The 17,836-nt window shown below is 76.3% G+C and carries 16 protein-coding genes; 1 reads left to right on the forward strand and 15 read right to left on the reverse strand.

What is annotated here, in order from left to right; translation table 11 throughout:
* Nucleotides 1-98 precede the first annotated feature (98 nt).
* The 9 genes from murG to SH587_RS19620 all read right to left on the reverse strand — a co-directional run bounded on the left by murG (nucleotide 99) and on the right by SH587_RS19620 (nucleotide 10,900).
* On the reverse strand, nucleotides 99-1,157 hold the full coding sequence (gene murG, locus SH587_RS19580) for an undecaprenyldiphospho-muramoylpentapeptide beta-N-acetylglucosaminyltransferase (RefSeq protein ID WP_320672342.1): 1,059 nt from the start codon (nucleotides 1,155-1,157) through the stop codon (nucleotides 99-101).
* Nucleotides 1,069-2,505, reverse strand: coding sequence for a putative lipid II flippase FtsW (gene ftsW / locus SH587_RS19585; protein ID WP_320672343.1), 1,437 nt, complete (start codon nucleotides 2,503-2,505; stop codon nucleotides 1,069-1,071). The genes murG and ftsW overlap by 89 nt, the downstream gene beginning before the upstream one ends.
* 64 nt (nucleotides 2,506-2,569) lie before the next feature.
* A complete protein-coding gene (mraY, locus tag SH587_RS19590; RefSeq protein ID WP_320672344.1) occupies nucleotides 2,570-3,538 on the reverse strand; it encodes a phospho-N-acetylmuramoyl-pentapeptide-transferase in 969 nt (322 codons plus the stop codon).
* Between the two features lie 3 nt (nucleotides 3,539-3,541).
* On the reverse strand, nucleotides 3,542-4,894 hold the full coding sequence (locus SH587_RS19595; RefSeq protein WP_320672345.1) for a UDP-N-acetylmuramoyl-tripeptide--D-alanyl-D-alanine ligase: 1,353 nt from the start codon (nucleotides 4,892-4,894) through the stop codon (nucleotides 3,542-3,544).
* The gene (locus SH587_RS19600; RefSeq protein ID WP_320672346.1) at nucleotides 4,887-6,350 is read right to left on the reverse strand and encodes a UDP-N-acetylmuramoyl-L-alanyl-D-glutamate--2,6-diaminopimelate ligase; all 1,464 of its coding nucleotides are present in this window, start codon (nucleotides 6,348-6,350) and stop codon (nucleotides 4,887-4,889) included. Before SH587_RS19600 ends, SH587_RS19595 begins: the two co-directional genes overlap by 8 nt.
* A 144-nt stretch (nucleotides 6,351-6,494) precedes the next feature.
* The gene (locus SH587_RS19605; RefSeq protein WP_320672347.1) at nucleotides 6,495-8,192 is read right to left on the reverse strand and encodes a peptidoglycan D,D-transpeptidase FtsI family protein; all 1,698 of its coding nucleotides are present in this window, start codon (nucleotides 8,190-8,192) and stop codon (nucleotides 6,495-6,497) included.
* 198 nt (nucleotides 8,193-8,390) lie between these two features.
* Nucleotides 8,391-9,431, reverse strand: coding sequence for a hypothetical protein (locus SH587_RS19610; RefSeq protein WP_320672348.1), 1,041 nt, complete (start codon nucleotides 9,429-9,431; stop codon nucleotides 8,391-8,393).
* A complete protein-coding gene (gene rsmH / locus SH587_RS19615) occupies nucleotides 9,428-10,399 on the reverse strand; it encodes a 16S rRNA (cytosine(1402)-N(4))-methyltransferase RsmH (protein ID WP_320672349.1) in 972 nt (323 codons plus the stop codon). The genes SH587_RS19610 and rsmH overlap by 4 nt, the downstream gene beginning before the upstream one ends.
* A 3-nt stretch (nucleotides 10,400-10,402) precedes the next feature.
* The gene (locus SH587_RS19620) at nucleotides 10,403-10,900 is read right to left on the reverse strand and encodes a division/cell wall cluster transcriptional repressor MraZ (RefSeq protein ID WP_320672350.1); all 498 of its coding nucleotides are present in this window, start codon (nucleotides 10,898-10,900) and stop codon (nucleotides 10,403-10,405) included.
* Nucleotides 10,901-11,394: 494 nt separating this feature from the next.
* Here SH587_RS19620 and SH587_RS19625 point away from each other — a divergent pair, with 494 nt between their 5' ends.
* Nucleotides 11,395-13,134 (forward strand): hypothetical protein, encoded by a 1,740-nt coding sequence (locus tag SH587_RS19625; protein ID WP_320672351.1) that lies wholly within the window; start codon nucleotides 11,395-11,397, stop codon nucleotides 13,132-13,134.
* 61 nt (nucleotides 13,135-13,195) lie between these two features.
* On the opposite strand, the gene SH587_RS19630 is transcribed toward SH587_RS19625, so the two are convergent.
* The 6 genes from SH587_RS19630 to SH587_RS19655 are packed head-to-tail and all read right to left on the reverse strand — an operon-like array spanning nucleotide 13,196 to nucleotide 17,798.
* A complete protein-coding gene (locus SH587_RS19630; RefSeq protein WP_320672352.1) occupies nucleotides 13,196-14,266 on the reverse strand; it encodes a type II secretion system F family protein in 1,071 nt (356 codons plus the stop codon).
* The gene (locus tag SH587_RS19635; RefSeq protein WP_320672353.1) at nucleotides 14,263-15,081 is read right to left on the reverse strand and encodes a type II secretion system F family protein; all 819 of its coding nucleotides are present in this window, start codon (nucleotides 15,079-15,081) and stop codon (nucleotides 14,263-14,265) included. The genes SH587_RS19630 and SH587_RS19635 overlap by 4 nt, the downstream gene beginning before the upstream one ends.
* Nucleotides 15,078-16,196 (reverse strand): TadA family conjugal transfer-associated ATPase, encoded by a 1,119-nt coding sequence (locus SH587_RS19640; RefSeq protein ID WP_320672354.1) that lies wholly within the window; start codon nucleotides 16,194-16,196, stop codon nucleotides 15,078-15,080. Before SH587_RS19640 ends, SH587_RS19635 begins: the two co-directional genes overlap by 4 nt.
* On the reverse strand, nucleotides 16,193-16,876 hold the full coding sequence (locus SH587_RS19645; protein ID WP_320672355.1) for an RcpC/CpaB family pilus assembly protein: 684 nt from the start codon (nucleotides 16,874-16,876) through the stop codon (nucleotides 16,193-16,195). Before SH587_RS19645 ends, SH587_RS19640 begins: the two co-directional genes overlap by 4 nt.
* Nucleotides 16,873-17,586 (reverse strand): sensor histidine kinase, encoded by a 714-nt coding sequence (locus tag SH587_RS19650; protein WP_320672356.1) that lies wholly within the window; start codon nucleotides 17,584-17,586, stop codon nucleotides 16,873-16,875. The genes SH587_RS19645 and SH587_RS19650 overlap by 4 nt, the downstream gene beginning before the upstream one ends.
* A complete protein-coding gene (locus tag SH587_RS19655; protein WP_320672444.1) occupies nucleotides 17,583-17,798 on the reverse strand; it encodes a winged helix-turn-helix domain-containing protein in 216 nt (71 codons plus the stop codon). The genes SH587_RS19650 and SH587_RS19655 overlap by 4 nt, the downstream gene beginning before the upstream one ends.
* Nucleotides 17,799-17,836: the final 38 nt, after the last annotated feature.

Here is a 17,836-nt window from a genome sequence, read left to right on the forward strand (position 1 = left end):
TCCGCGGCGGCGGTGAGGGGCGGGCCGGCCCGCCCCAGCCGCCGCGGCGCCGCTCCCCGGCAGCGATGAGCGGTCGGAGGACCAGGCGGGACGGCGGCTCAGCCAGCCGCGGCGGCCAGCACCTCGGCCGCGATCGCGGCGGCGGCGTCGGGCCGGGCCAGCGCCGCCGACGCCTCGCCCATCGCCCGCAGCCGCGCCGGATCGGCCAGCAGCCCGTCGACCGCCCGCCGCAGCGACTCGGCCGTCAGGTCGCCGTCGGCGATCACCGTCGCGGCGCCGTGCTGCTCCATCCAGCGGGCGTTGGCGGTCTGGTGGTCGGCGGCGGCGTGCGGGTAGGGCACGAGGATCGCCGGCCGGCCGTGGGCGGTGACCTCGGCGATCGAGCCGCCCGAGCGGGCCACGACCAGGTCGCTGGCCGCCAGCGCCCGGCTCAGCGGCGACAGGTAGTCGAAGAGCCGGTAGTGGCCGCCCTCGGGCACGCGGTCGACCAGCGCCTCGTGGTCGCGGCGGCCGCTGGCGTGGAGCACCGAGACCGCCGGATCGGTCAGCCCGGCGATCGCCGCCTCGTTGACGCTGCGGGCCCCGAGCGAGCCGCCGAAGACGAGCACCGTCGGCTCGTCGCCGAGGCCGAAATGGGCTCGCGCCGCCGCCCGGTCGGTCCACGGCGGCGGCACCGGCCGCCCGGTCACGCGGAAGGTCGGCTCGTCGCGGCCGGCGATCGGGAAGCCCAGGCAGACCCGCCGCGCGCGGCCGTGCAGCAGCCGGTTGGAGACCCCCAGGTGGCTGTCGGCCTCGGTCAGCACCAGCGGAATCCGCAGCGAGACCGCCGCCGCCCCGACGACCCCGGCCACGTAGCCGCCGCCGCCCATCACCGCGTCCGGCCGCAGCTCGCGCAGGATCCGGCGGGCGGCCGCGGCCGCCCGGACCGCCTTGCCGCCGGCCCGGGCCGCCTTCAGCGGGTTCGAGCGGCTGAGCCCCTGGACGTCGATCTGGCGCAGCTCGTAGCCCGCCTCGGGCACCAGCCGCGTCTCCTCGCGGTCGCCGCCGACGACGACGACCCGGTGGCCCTCAGCCCGCAGCGCGTCGGCGACCGCCAGCGCGGGCACCACGTGCCCCGCGGTCCCGCCGGCTGCGATCACGATCGTCCGCTCCGTCACGGGCGGATCGTGACGTATGGGCGCCGTCGCGCGCGTCCTCCTCGACCAGCCGCAGGTGGCCGCCGCGGACCAGCTCGCGGGCCGACGCGAACGACGGCGTGGTCGGCGCCGGCCGCGGCGCGACCGGCCGCGGACGCCGCCGGGGCGCGGGCTTCGGCTTCGGCCGCGCCGGTCGCCGCCGGCGTCGCGAACCCCGCCCGCCCGGATCGGGCGCGTCGGCCGCGGTCTCCACGTAGGGCGTGCCGCGGGCGATGTTCAGCAGCACGCCGATCCCGGCCAGCAGCACCACCAGGTTGGTCGAGCCGTACGAGATGAAGGGCAGCGGGACGCCGGTCAGCGGGAAGATCCCCAGCACCACCCAGACGTTCAGCAGCGCCTGGCAGACGATCACGCCGGTGATCCCGATCGCCAGCAGCTTCTGGTAGGTGCCCTTGGTGCGGTCGGCGATCCGCAGCCCCAGGTAGGCGACCGCGCCGTAGAGGAACAGCAGCATCAGGACGCCGATCGCCCCCAGTTCCTCGCCGACCACGGCGAGGATGAAGTCGGTGTGGGCCTCGGGCAGCCACTCGGCCTTCTGGACCGAGTTTCCGAGCCCGTTGCCGAAGAAGCCGCCGGAGCCGATCGCGATCTGGCCCTGGGTCGCCTGGTAGCCGGTGCCCGCCGCGTCCGACCACGGCGAGAGGAAGTTCGTCAGCCGCGCCATCCGGTACGGCTGCATCAGCACCAGCACCAGCAGCCCGGCGCCGGCGATCCCGCCCAGCGGCATGAAGAACCGCAGCGGCATCCCGTAGGCGACCATCACGCAGAGGCTGGCGCCGGCGATCACGATCGCCGTCCCGAGGTCGCGCTGGAGCCCGGCGACGATCATCACGAAGACGCCGAGCACCGCCAGGTAGGGCAGCGCGTCGCGGAACTCGACCATCGGCCGCTTGCGCTGCGACAGCGTCAGGGCCAGGAACGCGACCATCGAGAACTTGGCCAGCTCGGAGGGCTGGAAGCCGACCGCGCCGGTGCCGAGCCAGCGGTAGGCGCCGTTCACCTGCCGTCCGACCCCCGGCACCACCACCGCCATGCAGAGCACCAGCGCCACGGCCAGCATCGGCAGCGTCAGCCGCCGCAGCGTCGCGACGCCGGCCCGCGAGGCCGCCGCCAGCACGGCGAAGCCGATCGCGCCGAACATCACGTAGCGGATCAGGAAGCTGGTCCCGTCGCCCCCGCCCTGCAGGATCTGCTCGGAGCTGGAGGCGCTGTAGACCCAGATCGCGCCGAGCACGACCAGCACGAGCACGACGCTCAGCAGGCGCTCGTACTCGCGGCGGAGTTCGGGGGCACGACGAAGGGGCGGCATCGGCTGCACGTTCGCCGCCCGGGATATGAACCCTCCCCCGACCCGCGGTCGAGGCGCCCCGCCGCTACTTGATCGACTGCACGTAGAGCGTGAAGCCGATCGCCGAGCAGGCGATCGCGATGATCCAGAAGCGGAGGATGATCTTCGTCTCCGACCAGGCCTTCATCTCGAAGTGGTGGTGGAGCGGCGCCATCAGGAAGACCCGCTTGCGGAAGGTCTTGAACGAGAAGACCTGGACGATCACCGACAGCGCCTCGACCACGAAGATGCCGCCGATGATCAGCAGCAGCTCCTCGGTCTTGGTCATGATCGCCAGCCCCGCGACCAGGCCGCCGAGCCCGAGCGATCCGGTGTCGCCCATGAAGACCGTCGCCGGGTGGGCGTTGTACCAGAGGAAGCCCACGCAGCCGCCGGTCGCGCAGGCGGCCAGCAGCGCCAGGTCGGTCGCCCCGGTCGCCCGGTAGGTGATCCCGATGTAGGCGGTGAAGACGATCGCCGAGACGCCCGCCGCCAGCCCGTCGAGCCCGTCGGTCAGGTTGACCGCGTTCGAGATGAACGCCACCACCAGGTAGATCCAGACCGGGTAGAGCGGCCCGAGGTCGATCGTCAGGTCGAGCGAGCGGATCCGGACGGTCGGCTGCAGCCCCGCCTGCTCGGTCGCGATGTACCAGAGCAGCAGCGAGATCGCGACCATCGAGACGAGCTTCGCCTTGCCGCTCAGGCCCAGCGACCGCTTGCGGATCACCTTCGTCCAGTCGTCGACGAAGCCGACCGCGGCCAGGCCGATCCCGGCCGCGAAGACGCCGACCGCCCGCCAGTCGTAGTCGCTGAGGATCAGGAACGGGACCGAGATCGAGACGAAGATGATCAGCCCGCCCATCGTCGGCGTGCCGGCCTTCGTCTTGTGGCCCTCGGGCCCCTCCTCGCGGATGTACTGCCCGAACGACTGCTCGCGCAGCCACTCGATGAAGCGCGGCGCCAGGAAGACGCAGATCAGCATCGCGGCGGTGCCGCCGATCAGGATCTCGCCCACGGCTCAGGCCTCCTCGTGGCGGCGGTCGCCGTCGGTCAGCGCCGCGGCGACCCGCTCCAGGCCGATCCCCCGCGACGCCTTCAGCAGCACGGTGTCGCCCGGCTCGAGCACCCGCGGCAGCAGCTCGGCGGCGGCCGCGGCGTCGGGCACCCAGTGGACCGCCCCGGCGAAGCCGGTGCCGGTGTGGCGGCTGAGGTCGCCGACCGCGACCAGCACCTCGACCCCCGCGTCACGGGCGTGGGCGCCGATCTCCGCGTGGTAGCGGCGCTCGTCGGGACCGAGCTCCAGCATGTCCCCGAGCACCGCCACGCGGCGTCCGGAGGCCGTGGCGGCCAGGTCGTCCAATGCGGCGGTGACCGACATCGGGTTGGCGTTGTAGCAGTCGACGACGACGACCACGTCCCCGGCCAGGTGCAGCCGCTCGCCGCGGAGGGCCGAGATCCGCGGCGCGATCCGCCCCGCCGGCTCGACCCCGACCGCGCGCGCGGCGGCGACCGCGGCCGGCAGGTTGCGCAGCAGCGTCGGCGAGACGTCGCCGTCGAGCTGGAAATCCGGCCAGTCGGGACGGTCGGGCGCGACGTCGGCGCCCGAGCCGGCCGGCCCGAAGGTGGTGATCGCGACCCCGTGCGGGCGGTGGCGGTCGAGCCGCGGCTCGTCGACGGGGACGATCGCGGTCCCGCCGGGCACCAGCCCGTGCAGCAGCTCGGCCTTGGCGTCGGCGATCGCCTGCAGCGAGCCGAGCAGCTCGACGTGGACCGGGGCGACGTTGGTCACGATCGCGACGTCGGGCTCGGCGATCCGGGCCAGCTCGGCGATCTGGCCGGCCCCGCGCATCGCCATCTCCAGCACCAGCACCTCGGTCCCGGCCGGCGCGCCGAGCACCGTCAGCGGCAGCCCGATCTCGGTGTTGAGGTTGGCGTCGGTGGCGACGGTCCGCCGCTGCGGGGCGAGGATCGCCGCCAGCAGGTCCTTGGTCGAGGTCTTGCCGACCGAGCCGGTGACGCCGACGACGGTCGCGCCCAGCTCGCGGCGCCAGGCGGTCGCCAGCCGCCCGAGGGCCGCGGCGGGGTCGTCGGCCAGCAGGATCGCCCCGCTGGTGCCGGCGGCGGCCGCGGCGGCGTGCTCGGGGCGGACCAGCACGCCCCAGGCGCCGGCGGCCAGCGCGTCGGCGGCGAAGCGGCCGCCGTCGACCCGCTCGCCCGGGATCCCGACGAAGAGGTCGCCGGGACCGACCCGGCCGGCGCGGGAATCGATCGCGACCCGCGAGGGGCCTGGACCGTCGGCGCCGTCGGCGATGTCGCGGTGGAGCTCGGCCCCGGCCACGGCGGCGATCCAGCGGGCGTCCTGGTCACGCACGGGCGGCCTCCGTGGTCGGGTAGCCGACGGCGGCCAGCGCCTCACGGGCGACGGCCACGTCGTCGAAGGGGATCGTGCGGTCGGCGAAGGTCTGGCCGTGCTCGTGGCCCTTGCCGGCCAGCAGCACCACGTCGCCGGGGCCGGCCAGCGCCACCGCCCGCTCGATCGCGGCCTGGCGGTCCTCGATCCGCTCGACGGTCGCGGTCGCGTCGCCCATCCCGGCCAGCACCTCGTCGAGGATCGCGGCCGGATCCTCGCTGCGGGGGTTGTCGGAGGTGGCGATCGCCACGTCGGCGTCGCGGCCGGCGATCGCCCCCATCAGCGGGCGCTTGCCGCGGTCGCGGTCGCCGCCGCAGCCGAAGACGCAGAGCACCCGCCCGCGGCCGGCCTCGCGCACGACCCCGCGGGCCGCGGCCAGCACGTTCTCCAGCGAGTCGGGCGTGTGGGCGTAGTCGACCAGCACGGCGAACGGCTGGCCGGCGTCGACCGGCTCCAGCCGCCCGGGCACCCGCCCGGCACGGGCCAACGCCGCGGCGGCGGTCTCCTCGTCGACCCCCAGCGCGCGGGCCACCACGTAGGCCTGGAGCGCATTGCGGACGTTGAAGCGGCCGGTCAGCGGCGTCCGCAGCGGACGGCCGTCGACGACGAAGCGGCTGCCGCGGAGGTCGGAGACCACGTCGGTGGCGCGGATCCGGGCGTCGGGGGCGTCGAGCGCGACCGTGATCGCGTCGGGGTGGGCCTCGGCCAGCCGGCGGCCGTAGGGGTCGTCGACGTCGACCACCTTCGGCGCGCTCCCCGCGGCGGAGAACAGCCGCGCCTTGGCGGCGAAGTAGTCCTCCATGTCGGGGTGGAAGTCCAGGTGGTCCTGGGTCAGGTTGGTGAAGACCGCCGCCGCCCAGTGGATCGCGTCGGCGCGGCCGAGGGCCAGCGCGTGGGAGGAGACCTCCATCACGCAGGCCGCGTCGCCGCCGGCCAGCATCTCGGCGAAGGTCGGCTGCAGGTCGATCGCCTCGGGCGTGGTGCGGCCGGCGTCGCGCTCGCGGCCGCCGACGACCTGGGTGACGGTGCCCAGCAGGCCGGTCTGGCGGCCGCCGGCCTCGAGCAGCTGGCGGATCAGGAAGGCGGTGGTGGTCTTGCCGTTGGTGCCGGTGATCCCGACCGTCGTCAGGCGCGCCGTCGGGTCGCCGGCCAGGCGGGCGGCGGCGGGGGCCATCGCGGCCCGGACGTCGGGCACCACGACCTCGGGGATCCCGCTGCCGAGCGGGTGGTCGACGACCAGCGCCGCCGCCCCCGCCGCGACCGCCTGGGGGGCGAAGTCGTGGCCGTCGCGGGTGAACCCGCGGACGCAGAAGAACGCCGTGCCGTCGCCGACGCGGCGGTCGTCGTAGGCCAGCGCGGAGACCGGCGTGTCCGCGGCCTCGCGCGGCGCCTGGTCGAACAGGTCTCCGAGCCTCATCCGCACCGCAGCCTAGTTGGTCGGGGTGGCGGCACGACGGCTCCGCCGGCCGTCGACGATCGTTGCGCGGAGGGCAATGATCGCCAACCGCGCCCGCGATCGCCCGTCACCGCGGGCGATCACCGGAGGACGCAGTACGCACGGCTACTTCGGCGGGATCTTCAGGTACTGGAGGGCGAAGCGGGCGATGTCGCCGAAGGCCGGACCGGCGACCGTCGCGCCGTAGCCGCCGCCGGCCGGCTCGTCGGCCACGACGACGATCACCAGCTTCGGGTTGCTGGCCGGGGCGAAGCCCGCGATCGAGGCCACGTTGCGGTTCTCGACGTACTCGCCCTGCTTGACGTCGAAGACGTTCGAGGTGCCGGTCTTGCCCGCCAGCTGGTAGCCGGGGACCTTGACCGCCGAGGCGGTGCCGCCGGCCTCGAAGACGCCCGCCAGCATCCCCCGCAGCTCCTTGGCCACCGTCGGCCGCAGGATCCGCTTGCCGGCCGGCCGCTCGACCCGCTTGCCGCCGACCTCGCGGACGAGCGACGGGTGGCGGAGGACGCCGCCGTTGGCGATCGTGGCGTAGAGGTTGGCGATCTGGATCGGGGTCACCAGCTGGCCCTGGCCGATCGGCAGGTTGCCCATCGTCGAGCCGGAGTACTTCTCGACCGGCAGCAGCAGGCCCCGCTCCTCGCCGGGCCAGCCGAGCCCCGACGGCTGGCCGAAGCCGAACCGCCGCATCCAGCCGTCGAAGCGCTTGGCCCCGAGCTTCTGGCCGATCTGGATCGTGCCGACGTTCGAGGACTGGGCCAGGATCTGCCCCGGCGTCATCACCTCGGTGCCGTGGCCGTGCGAGTCCTTGATCACGCGGTCGGCGACCTGGATCGAGTACGGGACGGTGAACTGGCTGGTCGGGTTGACGGTGCCGTCCTGGAGCGCGCCGCCGACGGCGACCGCCTTGAAGGTCGAGCCCGGCTCGTAGGTGAAGCTGGTGGCCTGGTTGGCCTTCGCCCACTGCGGCGACTCGCCGGGCGCGTTCGGGTCGACCCGCGGCCAGTTGGCCATCGACAGGATCTCGCCGTCGGGCCGCATCACGATCGCGGTCGCCTTCTTCGGCCGGTAGGTCTGGCCCAGCTCCTGCAGCGCCTCCTCGGTGACGGCCTGCAGGCGCGAGTCGAGGGTCAGGCGGACGTCGCGGCCGGGGACCATCTGGCGCTCGGTGACGGTCCGCAGCGCGCTGCCCGTCTGCGAGCGGGTCTCCAGCTCGCTGCCGTAGGTGCCGCGCAGCGAGCGGTCGTAGGCGACCTCGAGGCCGGCGAGGGCGCGGTCGTCGTCGCCGTAGGCGCCCAGCAGCTGGCCGGCGAGCGGCCCGGAGGGGTAGCGGCGGCGGTTGCGGGGCTCGAAGGTCAGGGCGGCGAGGCTGATGCCCATCTTCGCGGCCCGCTCGCGCAGCGCCTGGACCTTGCGGTCGGGAATGCTGCGGCCGAGGCGCACGTAGCCGGCGTTGGCGGTCAGCTTCTTCAGCACCTCGTCCTCGGGCAGGTCGAGCTCGCTGGCCACCAGGTCGGCCAGCTGCTGCGGTCGCTGCGGCGGCTTCAGGGTCAGCTGCTCGGTGACCGCCCGCGGGCTGACGGCGACGTCGTCGGCCGGCTCGCTGATCGCCAGCGGATCGCCGTAGCGGTCCTGGATCTCGCCGCGCAGGGCCAGGACCTCGCGGGTGATCGTCTGCTGCCCGCGGGCGGCGGCGCTGAGCGTGTCGGCCTTGGCCAGTGCGAACCAGATCGAGCGGCCCCCCGCGATCACGAGCAGGGCCATGGCGATCGAGAACAGCACGCGCAGGCGGCGATCGGCGTACATAACCCGACGTTCGCCGCCGGCGACGGGGGTCCTTCCGCGGTCGAGGCGGGGGCTCGATCGTGGCGTGTCGGGAGGGTTGGTGGGGGTCTCGGTGGCGGTTCGGTGGAGGCGGTCCGGTGGGGGCCGGTGGGCCTGGTCGTGGTCGGCGGCTGGCGGTCGGCGCAGCGACCGCGAGCGGTCCCGGGGCGCGCCCGGTTCCTACGGGGTCCCGGTGGTCGTCCCGCCGGTGCCGGTGGTGCCCGCCCCGGTGCCAGTGGCGCCGGTGCCCGTCCCGCCGGTGCCCGTCCCGGTGCCGGTCCCGCCGGTGCCGGTACCCGTGCCCGTCCCGGTGCCGGTCGCGCCGGTCCCGGTCCCCGTTCCCGCGCCCGTCCCGGCGCCCGTGCCGGTCTCGCCGGTGCTCGGAGCCGCACCGCCCGCGGCGTCGCCGGGCGTCGAGCGCGCGCCCGCCGCCCCGGTCGCGCCGGTCGTCCCGGCGGTCCCCGTGCCGGTCGCACCAGTTCCCGTCCCGGTCTGCGGGGTCGTGGCGGTCCCCGTCCCCGCGCCCGCTCCGCCCGCGGCGTTCGGCGCCGCGACGCCGTTCGGGGGCACCGGCAGCTCGTCGCCGTTCTGGGCCGAGATCCCGGGGGCCGGCTTCCAGCTCTCCGAGGGCGGCGCGATCCCCTGCGCGGCCCGGTTCGGATCGACCCCACGCGCGCTGAGGTAGCCGATCCCGGCCGGATCCGGCATCACCAGGCCCTGCTCGCGCCCGTAGCGGCTGACGCGGTCGGGCGAGCCCAGCTGAACCACCTCGGACCGCAGGCTGGCCGTGCTCCGCTCCAGCTGCGCCACGCGCTGCTCGCGGTCGACGACCGTGCGGTTGATCTGGAGCGTCTGCGCGTGGAGCGCGATCACGCCGCAGCCGAGCAGGAGGATCAGCGCCAGCCACGGCCGGCCGCCGGTGATCCGCGAGAGCAGCAGCACCGCGACGCGCAGCGGCAGCGCCGCCAGCCGCGCCAGGGCGATCAGCAGCCGCGATCCGAGCGGCTGGGCGGGCGCCGCCGAGGCCGCTCGCTTGCGCCCACGGGGCACCGGCCGGCCCTTCCGAGCGGCGGGCTTCGACTTCGGCTTCGCGACCGGGCCGCGGGTCGGACGGCCCGCCGGACGACCGCCGCTCGGGCGGGCGGCGGGACGCGACGGCCGGCTCGGCGGTGCGTCCGGGCGGCGGCGCGGCGGCAGCCGCTCGGCGGGCATCGCGCTCATGCGGTCACCTGGATCCGGCGGGCGCCGCGGACGCGGGCCGAGCGCGAGCGCGGGTTGCGCTCCTGTTCCTCGGCCGAGGGCGCGATCGAGCGCTTCGACAGCAGCTCGGCCTCGGGCGTCCGGCCGCAGCCGCAGACCGGCAGGTCGGGCGGGCAGATGCAGCCCTGGGTGCGATCGGCGAGGAACCGCTTGACGCGGCGGTCCTCGAGCGAGTGGAAGCTGATGGCGACCAGCCGGCCGCCGGTCCGCAGCAGCCGCCAGGCCGCCGGCAGCGCGCGGTCGATCTGGCCCAGCTCGTCGTTGACGACGATCCGCAGCGCCTGGAAGGTCCGCTTGGCCGGGTGGCCGCCCGCGAACCGCTGCGGGGTCGGGGTCGCCTCGGTGACGACGTCGACCAACCGGCTGGTGGTGGCGATCGGCTCCCGCTCGCGCTCGCGGACGATCGCGCGGGCGATCCGACCGGCGTTGCGCTCCTCGCCGTAGGTCCGCAGCGCGTGCGCCAGGTCGCGCTCCGACCAGTTGGCGACCACGTCGGCGGCCGAGATCTGGGGATCCTCGCCCGCGTCCGACCGTCCCACCCCCATACGCATGTCGAGGGGAGCGTCGCGGGTGTAGGCGAAGCCGCGCGGAGCTTCGTCGATCTGCATCGAGGACATGCCGAGGTCGAAGTACGCCCCGTCGGCCGTGAACCCTTCCTCGGCCAGGCCCTCGAGCGCGTCGGCGAACGGGGCCGCGACGATCCGGACGCGGCAGGCGACCTCGGCGGCGAACCGCTCGGCGATCGCCAGCGCCACCGGGTCGCGGTCGACCACCACCAGCGTGCCCGTGGGGCCCAGCCGCTCGGCCACCAGCCGCGCGTGGCCGCCGGCGCCGAAGGTCGCGTCGACGATCGTCTCGCCCGGCCGGGGATCCAGCAGGGCCAGCGTCTCGTCGGCGAGCACCGGCAGGTGCGGAGCCGACTCCGTCATCGCCTAGGCCCCGCCCGTCGGGCCGCCGGGAGCGAGCCCCGGGCCCGGCGCGAAGCCGGAGGCGCCGATCGCGTTGCCGATCTCCAGCATCGCGTCCTGGAGCGTCGGCGCGTAGCCGGCCCACTGCTCGCGGTCCCAGAGCTCGAAGCGACGGCCGCTGCCGACCAGCAGCACGTCCTTGCCGCTGATCCGGGCGTGCTCGAGCAGCGACGGGGAGACGGTCACCCGGCCCTGGCCGTCGAGCTCGGCCGGGGTGGCGGCGGAGTTGAGGAAGCGCTCGATCTGGCGCGTGGCGGGATCGAGCGGGTGGCGTCCGGCGAGCGACTGCTGCACGAACTCACGGTAGTCGGCCAGCGGCTCGACCCCGACGGCGGGGACGTCGTGCGAGCGAACGAGGACCAGTCCGGCCTTGAAGGGATCGCGGAACCGCGCCGGGATCGTCAGGCGGTTCTTGGCGTCGAGCGTGAGCTCGAACTGGGACTGGAGCTGCAGATCGCTCACGGCGGGACCGGCGGATTGACCGGTGCGAGCCGGGCCGGAAGCGGTGGGAGGAACCGCTCCCGGCCCGACTCGCTGGGGGCAACATACCCCACTTCAACCCACTCTGCACCACCGATCTGGACGTTCGCCCCACTCGGCGATACCACCGGTTCCGGCGGAACACCTGTTCGGTGGACGTAATCACCGTCTGCACCGTATGTTTCGCCCACCTTTCGGCATCCTTCGGAGCCCCTCGCAGGGTTCGTTGCAGGGGAAGGACGAACACCCGTTCGTGGACGCTTTCGCGCCAACGCGCGTCAGGATCCGTCCGGAGACCTCGCTAGTTGCGACTTTCGGGGCTCGCGGTGGGGCGTTGTGGGGCATCCGGTGGGGCACGGTGGGGCCACTCGCGGGGGCGGCGTGGGGTGCCCGCGGCGACGGACCGGTCCTCGGCCGGGCCCGAGCCCGTACGATCAGGGGATCCGCGACAGGCCCCGCCGGCCCGGAGATCCCCTATGAGCTCGCTGCTTCCGTCCCGTCCCGCCCTTCGCCACGCGTCGCTGGCCGCCCTGGCGGCGGGCGCGCTGGCCGTTTCCGGTTGCGGCGACGACGGCAAGGACCCGACCACCACCGCCGCGGCGCCGACGACGGGCGCTCCGGTCCAAGCCGCGCTGGCCGACGACGTGCCGGCGACGGCGGTCGCCTTCGCGCAGGGCGACATCCGTCCCGAGGGCGACACGAAGGCGGGCGTGCTCGAGGTCTCGAAGGCGCTCGGGATCGCCGATCCCGGCAAGGCCCTGATCGACGAGCTGGACCTGGACGACCTGGCGCCCGACGGCAAGCGCTTCCAGGCCGACGTGCTCCCCCACCTCGGCGACCACGTCGGCGGCTTCCTGATCGAGCGGCCGGCGAAGGGCCGGGGCGACGGCCCGACGGCGTCCGGCGCGCTGGTGGCCGAGGTCCGCGACGCGAACGCGCTCCGCGCGGCGCTCGGGCCGGAGCTGCGCAAGGGCACGAAGCTCGACGTCGACGGCCAGGAGGTCTATCGCGAGCGGGGCGACGACAAGGACCCGCTGACGGTCTGGATCGGCGACCGGACGCTCTCGATCGGCAAGGAGGACGCGGTCCGCCAGGCGATCGCCGCCGGCGCCGGCGACGACCTGGCCGGTGCGGCCCGCTACCGCGGCGCGATCGGCCAGGTGCGCGCGACCGATCCGCTCGCCGTCGCGTGGGTCGACCTGCGGCACGCGCAGGTGCTCGACGGGCTGCTGGAGGAACTGAGCGGCTCGGTCGACGCCGAGGTCCTGAACCGGGCCGGGATCGGCAAGCGCCACGGCGGCCGCGGCGACCACGGTGACCGCGGCGCGCTGGGCCTCGGCGCCGCGATGCCGAACATCGACGCGACCCTGGCCCTGGCGGCCGAGGCCACCCCGGGCCGGATCGCGATCCAGAGCGGCGGCACCCAGCCGGAGGGCGCCGGTGGCGCGGCCGGCGGCGGCGCGGACGCCGTGGCGGCGCTGCCGTCCGGCTCGTGGCTGGGCGCGGGCCTCGGCGACCTGCGGTCGGGGCTGCTCGGCGGCCTCGCCGGCGGCGGGGTCGAGGGCAAGGCCAAGGGCGAGGATCCGAAGGAGACGGTGCGCGGGCTCGGCGAGCTGCTCGGCGTCCGCCTGCCCGACCAGCTGCTGGAGGATCTCGACGGGATCCGTTCGGTGACGCTCGGCGCCCGCGGCGACAGCCTGCTCAGCCTCGGCGGCGCGGTCGTGGTCCAGGCCAAGGACGCCGGCGCGGCGGATCGCTTCCTGACGGCGTTGACCGACGTCCTGCGCGAGAAGGGCCTGCGTCCGCAGCCGCGCGACATCGCCGGGGCGCAGAAGGGCGTCGTCGGCCAGTTCAGCGGCCTGCCGCTGCAGGTGGCGGCGGCCGTCTCCGGCGACAAGGTGGCGGTCGGGCTCGGCCCCGACTCGGTGGCCGGCGCGCTGCAGCCGAAGGGCCGGCTGGGCGACGACCCGATCTACCGCGAGGCCCAGGAGGCGCTGGGCGGGACGAAGCCGCAGCTGCTGCTCAACGCCCGCCGGATCGCCGACCTGCTGGGCAGCCTGCCGATGGGCCGCTTCGAGGGCGTGCTGCAGGTGGTGCGGCGGCTGCAGCTGCTGACGGCCGGCTCGCAGAGCACCGGCGCGACGACCTGGCGCGGCAGCGTGGTCCTGAAGTACGGCCCGCCGGCGAGCGGGTCGAGCGGCGCCAGCTCCCGCTAGCCCGACCCCGACCCCGACCGGGGCGCGTTTCGAACCGCTGCGGTTCCAAGCGCGCCCCGGTTCAGCCCCGCTGGAGCTGGAGCAGGACGGCGGCGATCAGCAGCATCGCCGCGGGCACCAGCAGCAGGGCGACGACGAGCTGGACCTTCGGCGCGGCGCGGGCGGCCCGGTCGATCGCGGCGCGGGCGCGGCGGGCCCGCAGGTCTTCGCCGAGGGCGGAGAGGCCGGCGGTGGCCGAGCCGCCGTGGCGGTGGACGCGCAGCAGGACGGCCAGCAGCTCGCCGGCGCCCTCGGCCGGGCAGCGCCGGCGCAGGCGGACGAGGGCGGTCTCGCAGGGCACGCCGAGCCGGACCTCGGCCGCGGCCCGCCGCAGCTCGCCGCCGAGCAGCCCCTGCTGGTGCGTGCCGACGGCGGCGATCGCGTCGGGCAGCGGCCCGCCCCGGAGCGCGATCCGCAGCAGGTCGATCGCGTCGGGCAGCTCCCCCAGCATCAGGGCCGCGCGCCGCTCGATCCGCCGCCGGATCAGCAGCTCGGGGACGAGGACCAGCGCGACCGGAGCGACGGCGGCGAGCAGCAGACCGGCGCTGCCGGCGGCCGACCCGAGCACGACGGCTCCGGCGATCCCGACGACGAGCCCGGCGCCCCGCAGCGCGGCCAGGTCAGCCGGCGCGACCGCCGGCGAGAGACCGGCCGCCTCGAGCCGCGCCGCCGAGCCGGGAGGACCGGGCCACCGGGCCCCCACGCGGCCGCCGAGCCGACGACCGACGCGGACGATCGCGCCGAGGCCGCCGAGGTCGGGTGGGGCGGTGAGGTCGTCGCGGTCGGTCGGGCCTGCCGGGCTGGTCGGGCCGGTGGGCCACGCCGGGCCGATCAGACCCGGAGGGCTGGCCACGCCGGTCGAGCCAGCCACGCCGGTCCGGCCAGCGTTGTCCGCCCAGTCCGCTGGGCCGGTCAGGTCCGCCAGTTCGCCCAGCCCCGCCGCACCGCCCGAACCGGCGTGGCCGGTCCGGCCCACCGCCCAGTCCGCCCCGCTCCGCCGATCGGCGCGCCGCACCGCGCGCGAGGCCAGCAGGTCGCCGATCGCGGCACCGCCGGTCGCCCCGGCGAGGGCCGCGAGGAGGACGGCGCTCACCGGACCAGCCCCGCGGTCAGCCGTCGGACGGCGACGGTCGCGGCGACCTGGAGCAGCACCGCGCCGGTCACCAGCGCGACCCCGAGCGGCGTGGCGGTGATCGCCCGCACCGCCGCCGGCGCGAAGAGCGCGGCGCCGACCGCGATCACCACCGGGATCCCGCCGACGATCCGGGCCGCCGTCCGGGCCTGGACGGTCGCGCTGTCGGCCTCGGCGGTGGCCCGGCGCGCCCGTTCGAGGGCGTCGGCCTGCTGACGCAGGACGTCGGCCAGCTCACCGCCCGCCTCGCCGTGCAGCAGCAGACCGGCGACGACGGTGGCGTGGGCCGGCTCCGAGGCCCGGGCTCGCCACGCCGCCAACGCCGCCGGCAGCGGATCGCCCGCCTGCAGCCGCGCGGCCACCCGCCGCAGCTCGTCGGCGGCCGGTCCCGCCGGGCCCGCGGTCCCCGCCGCCTCCAGCAACGCCCGCCGGACCCCGTGGCCGGCGTCGAGCGCGTCTGCGATCGCTCGCGCCACGGCCGGTGCTCCACGGGCGACGGCCGCCCGTCGCCGGCCGACCCGACGACGCCCGAGCGTCCGAGCCGTCAGCGGTCCGCCGGCCACCAGCACCCCGACCGCGGGCGCCCCGACCAGCACCAGCAGCGACCCGGCCACCGCCGCCCCCGGCACCGCCCGATCCCAGCGGTCGAGCGATCCCGCCGTACCCCAGCGTGCCCGGACCACGACGACCACCCGCACCAGCTCGGGCGCCGCGGTGACGATCGCCACCGCCAGCAGCCCGCCCGCCAAGGCGGCCAGCAGCACCGCCACCGTCACGTCCCCACCGCCCGATCACGCAGCCGCCAGCCACCGGCCGTCGCCTCGACCCACGCGATCGCGACCACCCGCCGGCGACCGTCGGGCTGGCGGGCCTGCTGCACGACCAGGCCGATCGCATCGCCGATCAAGCGCCGGATCGCCGCGTGGGGCAGGCCGCTGTCGGCCATCAGGCAGAGCGTCTCCAGCCGCCGCAGCGCTGCCTCGGGCGAGCGGGCGTGGATCGTCGACAGCGAGCCGTCGTGGCCCGTCGTCATCGCCAGCACCATGTCCAGCGCCTCGCCGCCACGGACCTCGCCGACGACGATCCGGTCGGGGCGCATCCGCAACGCGTTGCGCACGAGGTCGCGGATCGTCACCGCAGCATGCCCACCCGCCAGTCCCGGCCGCGCCTCCAACCGCACCACGTGCGGCTGCGGCAGCCGCAGCTCGGCCGTGTCCTCGACCGTCACGATCCGCTCCTCCGGCGCCAGCAGGCCGGCGATCGCTCCCAGCGTCGTCGTCTTGCCCGTACCCGTCCCGCCGCTGACCAGGATCGAGCGCCGCTGGTCGACCACCTCGCCGATCGCGTCGGCCACCGCCGCGCTCCAGCTGCCGTCCTCGACCAGCTCCGCCACCGTCCAGCGCCGGGCCCGGAAGCGGCGGATCGTCACCGCCGGTCCGTCGACCGCCACCGGCGGCAGCGCCACGTGGACCCGCGACCCGTCCGCCAGCCGCGCGTCGCAGAGCGGCTCGGCGCGATCTGCCCGCCGCCCGGCGGCGGTCAGCATCCGCTCGATCGCGTGCCGCAGCTCCTGCTCGTCGGCGAAGCGGACCGCCGTCGGCTCCAACCGGCCCCGACGCTCGATCCAGACCGGACCGCGGCCCGAGACCATGATCTCGTCGATCGTCGGGTCGTCGAGCAGCGAATCGAGCGGCCCCAGGCCGACCGTCCGCTCGACCAGCAGCCGCCGCACCTCGTCGCGGTCCTCCGGCGGCAGCAGCGGCGCCTCGTCGCGCAGCACCCGCTCCAGCAGCGCCTCGGGCGCGGCCCCCACCCCGTCGACCGCCGGCCGCGCCGCGAGCGACACCACCCGCCGGTGGAGGTCGTCGGCGATCCGCCGGTGGACGCTCACCGCACGCCCTCCAGCCCCGCGCCCGCCGCCGTCCCCTGAGCCCCGCGGCGATCGTCGTCGGCCCCGCGCGGCAGCACTCGCAGCTCGCTGGCGAAGTTCTGGGCCGCGGCCAGGTAGACCGCCTGGCGAACGTCGACCCGCAGCGAGACCGCGATCCGCTCGCCGGCGGCCTCCTCCCCCGCGCCCGCCGGCGCCGGCCGCACCCGCAGCACCTCGGCGTCCTCGAGCGCCAGCCGCGTGCCGCCTCCGCGGCCCTCCTGCTCGCGGGTGACCAGCAGGTCGACCCGCCCGCCCGGCTGGACCAGCCGCGGATCGCCGATCGCGACGATCTCGGCGATCCGCTCGCCGGGCCGCAGCCGCGGACCGCCGCCGCCGTCGACCAGCGCCAGCGAGAGGTCGGTGCCGGCCGGCACCGACACCCGCGGCCGGCGTCCCAGCAGCGCCCGCGGATCGGCCAGCCGCGCCGCCGGGGCGTAGCGCAACGGCACCCGTCGCAGGCCCAACCGCGCCGGATCGACCGGCTCGCCGCCCGGCAAGGCCCGCTCGGCGACCACCACCGGGACGACCGGACCGATCGCCCGCCGCAGCGCCCGCTCGCGCCGCCCGACGTCGCCGGCCGCGAGGCTGCCGAGCACGATCGCCAGGCCGAGGGCGAGCAGCGCCCGCCGTCGCCGGGTCACCGCGCCACCGCCCGCAGCCCGTCGCCCAGCCGCGGCAGCTCGGCGATCAACCGCGCCCCCGACGGCGACGGACCGGCCCGTAGCGTGCCGCCGTGGGCGGCCAGCGCGTCGCGGACGATCCGCATCCCGCGACCGCGCTGGCCTCGCCGCGGCCGCCGCATCAGCGCGGCGACCGGCACCGGCAGCCCCGGACCCTGGTCGCAGACCTCGATCCGGACCGCCACCGCAGTCGCTCGCGTCGCCACCGTGACGGTGCCCGCGCCGTGCTCGATCGCGTTGTGGATCAGGTTGCCGATCGCCTGCGCCAGCCGTGCCCGGTCGCCGAGGACGACCGCCGGACCGCCGCTGAACCGGACCCGCCGCCCGACCGACCGGGCGGCCGCGTCGTGGGCCGCCGCCAGGCCGCGAGCCAGCTCGGCCACGTCGACCGGCCGCCGCTCGTCCGGCGCCCGCCGGCGGGCCGCGGCGGCGCTGACCTCGTCGCAGGCCCGCCGCGCCCGCACCAGCTCGGTCGCGACCGCCCGCGCCAGGTCGCCCGGACGCGCCGGCGGCCGGTCGAGGGCCAGCAGCACCGTCGTCAACGGCCCCCGCAGCTCGTGGCAGGCGCGGACGACCCGCTCGGCCGTCCGACGGGCGGCCCGCCGCTCGTGGCCGAGCAGGCCGACGGCGACCACGGCCACCAGCCAGCCGCTGCCGACCAGCGCGCTCACGCCGCCAGCTCCAGCTCCAGGGCCCGTCGCGGCGCCGCGCCGTCGACGAGCCGGTAGCCGACGCCCCAGACGTTGACCACGAAGGCGTCGCCGTGGGCGCTCAGCTTGCGCCGCAGCCGGCAGGCGTGCGAGTCGATCGTGCGCGAGCGCGTCGCGTGCGGGTGGTGGTCCCAGACCCGCTGCAGCAGCTGGGACTTGGTGTGGACGAACAGCGGTCAAGGCTCGCATGAGCGTTGCCCGTCTGTTCCGG

Source organism: Patulibacter defluvii, assembly GCF_034096925.1.
In the GTDB taxonomy this organism is placed as follows: Bacteria; Actinomycetota; Thermoleophilia; order Solirubrobacterales; family Solirubrobacteraceae; genus Patulibacter; species Patulibacter defluvii.

Coding starts and splice junctions, on each gene's coding strand:
- ftsW (WP_320672343.1), bottom strand. CDS start 2,505: ATGCCGCCCCTTCGTCGTGCCCCCGAACTCCGCCGCGAGTACGAGCGC.
- SH587_RS19600 (WP_320672346.1), bottom strand. CDS start 6,350: ATGAGGCTCGGAGACCTGTTCGACCAGGCGCCGCGCGAGGCCGCGGAC.
- SH587_RS19605 (WP_320672347.1), bottom strand. CDS start 8,192: ATGTACGCCGATCGCCGCCTGCGCGTGCTGTTCTCGATCGCCATGGCC.
- SH587_RS19610 (WP_320672348.1), bottom strand. CDS start 9,431: ATGAGCGCGATGCCCGCCGAGCGGCTGCCGCCGCGCCGCCGCCCGGAC.
- rsmH (WP_320672349.1), bottom strand. CDS start 10,399: ATGACGGAGTCGGCTCCGCACCTGCCGGTGCTCGCCGACGAGACGCTG.
- SH587_RS19625 (WP_320672351.1), top strand. CDS start 11,395: ATGAGCTCGCTGCTTCCGTCCCGTCCCGCCCTTCGCCACGCGTCGCTG.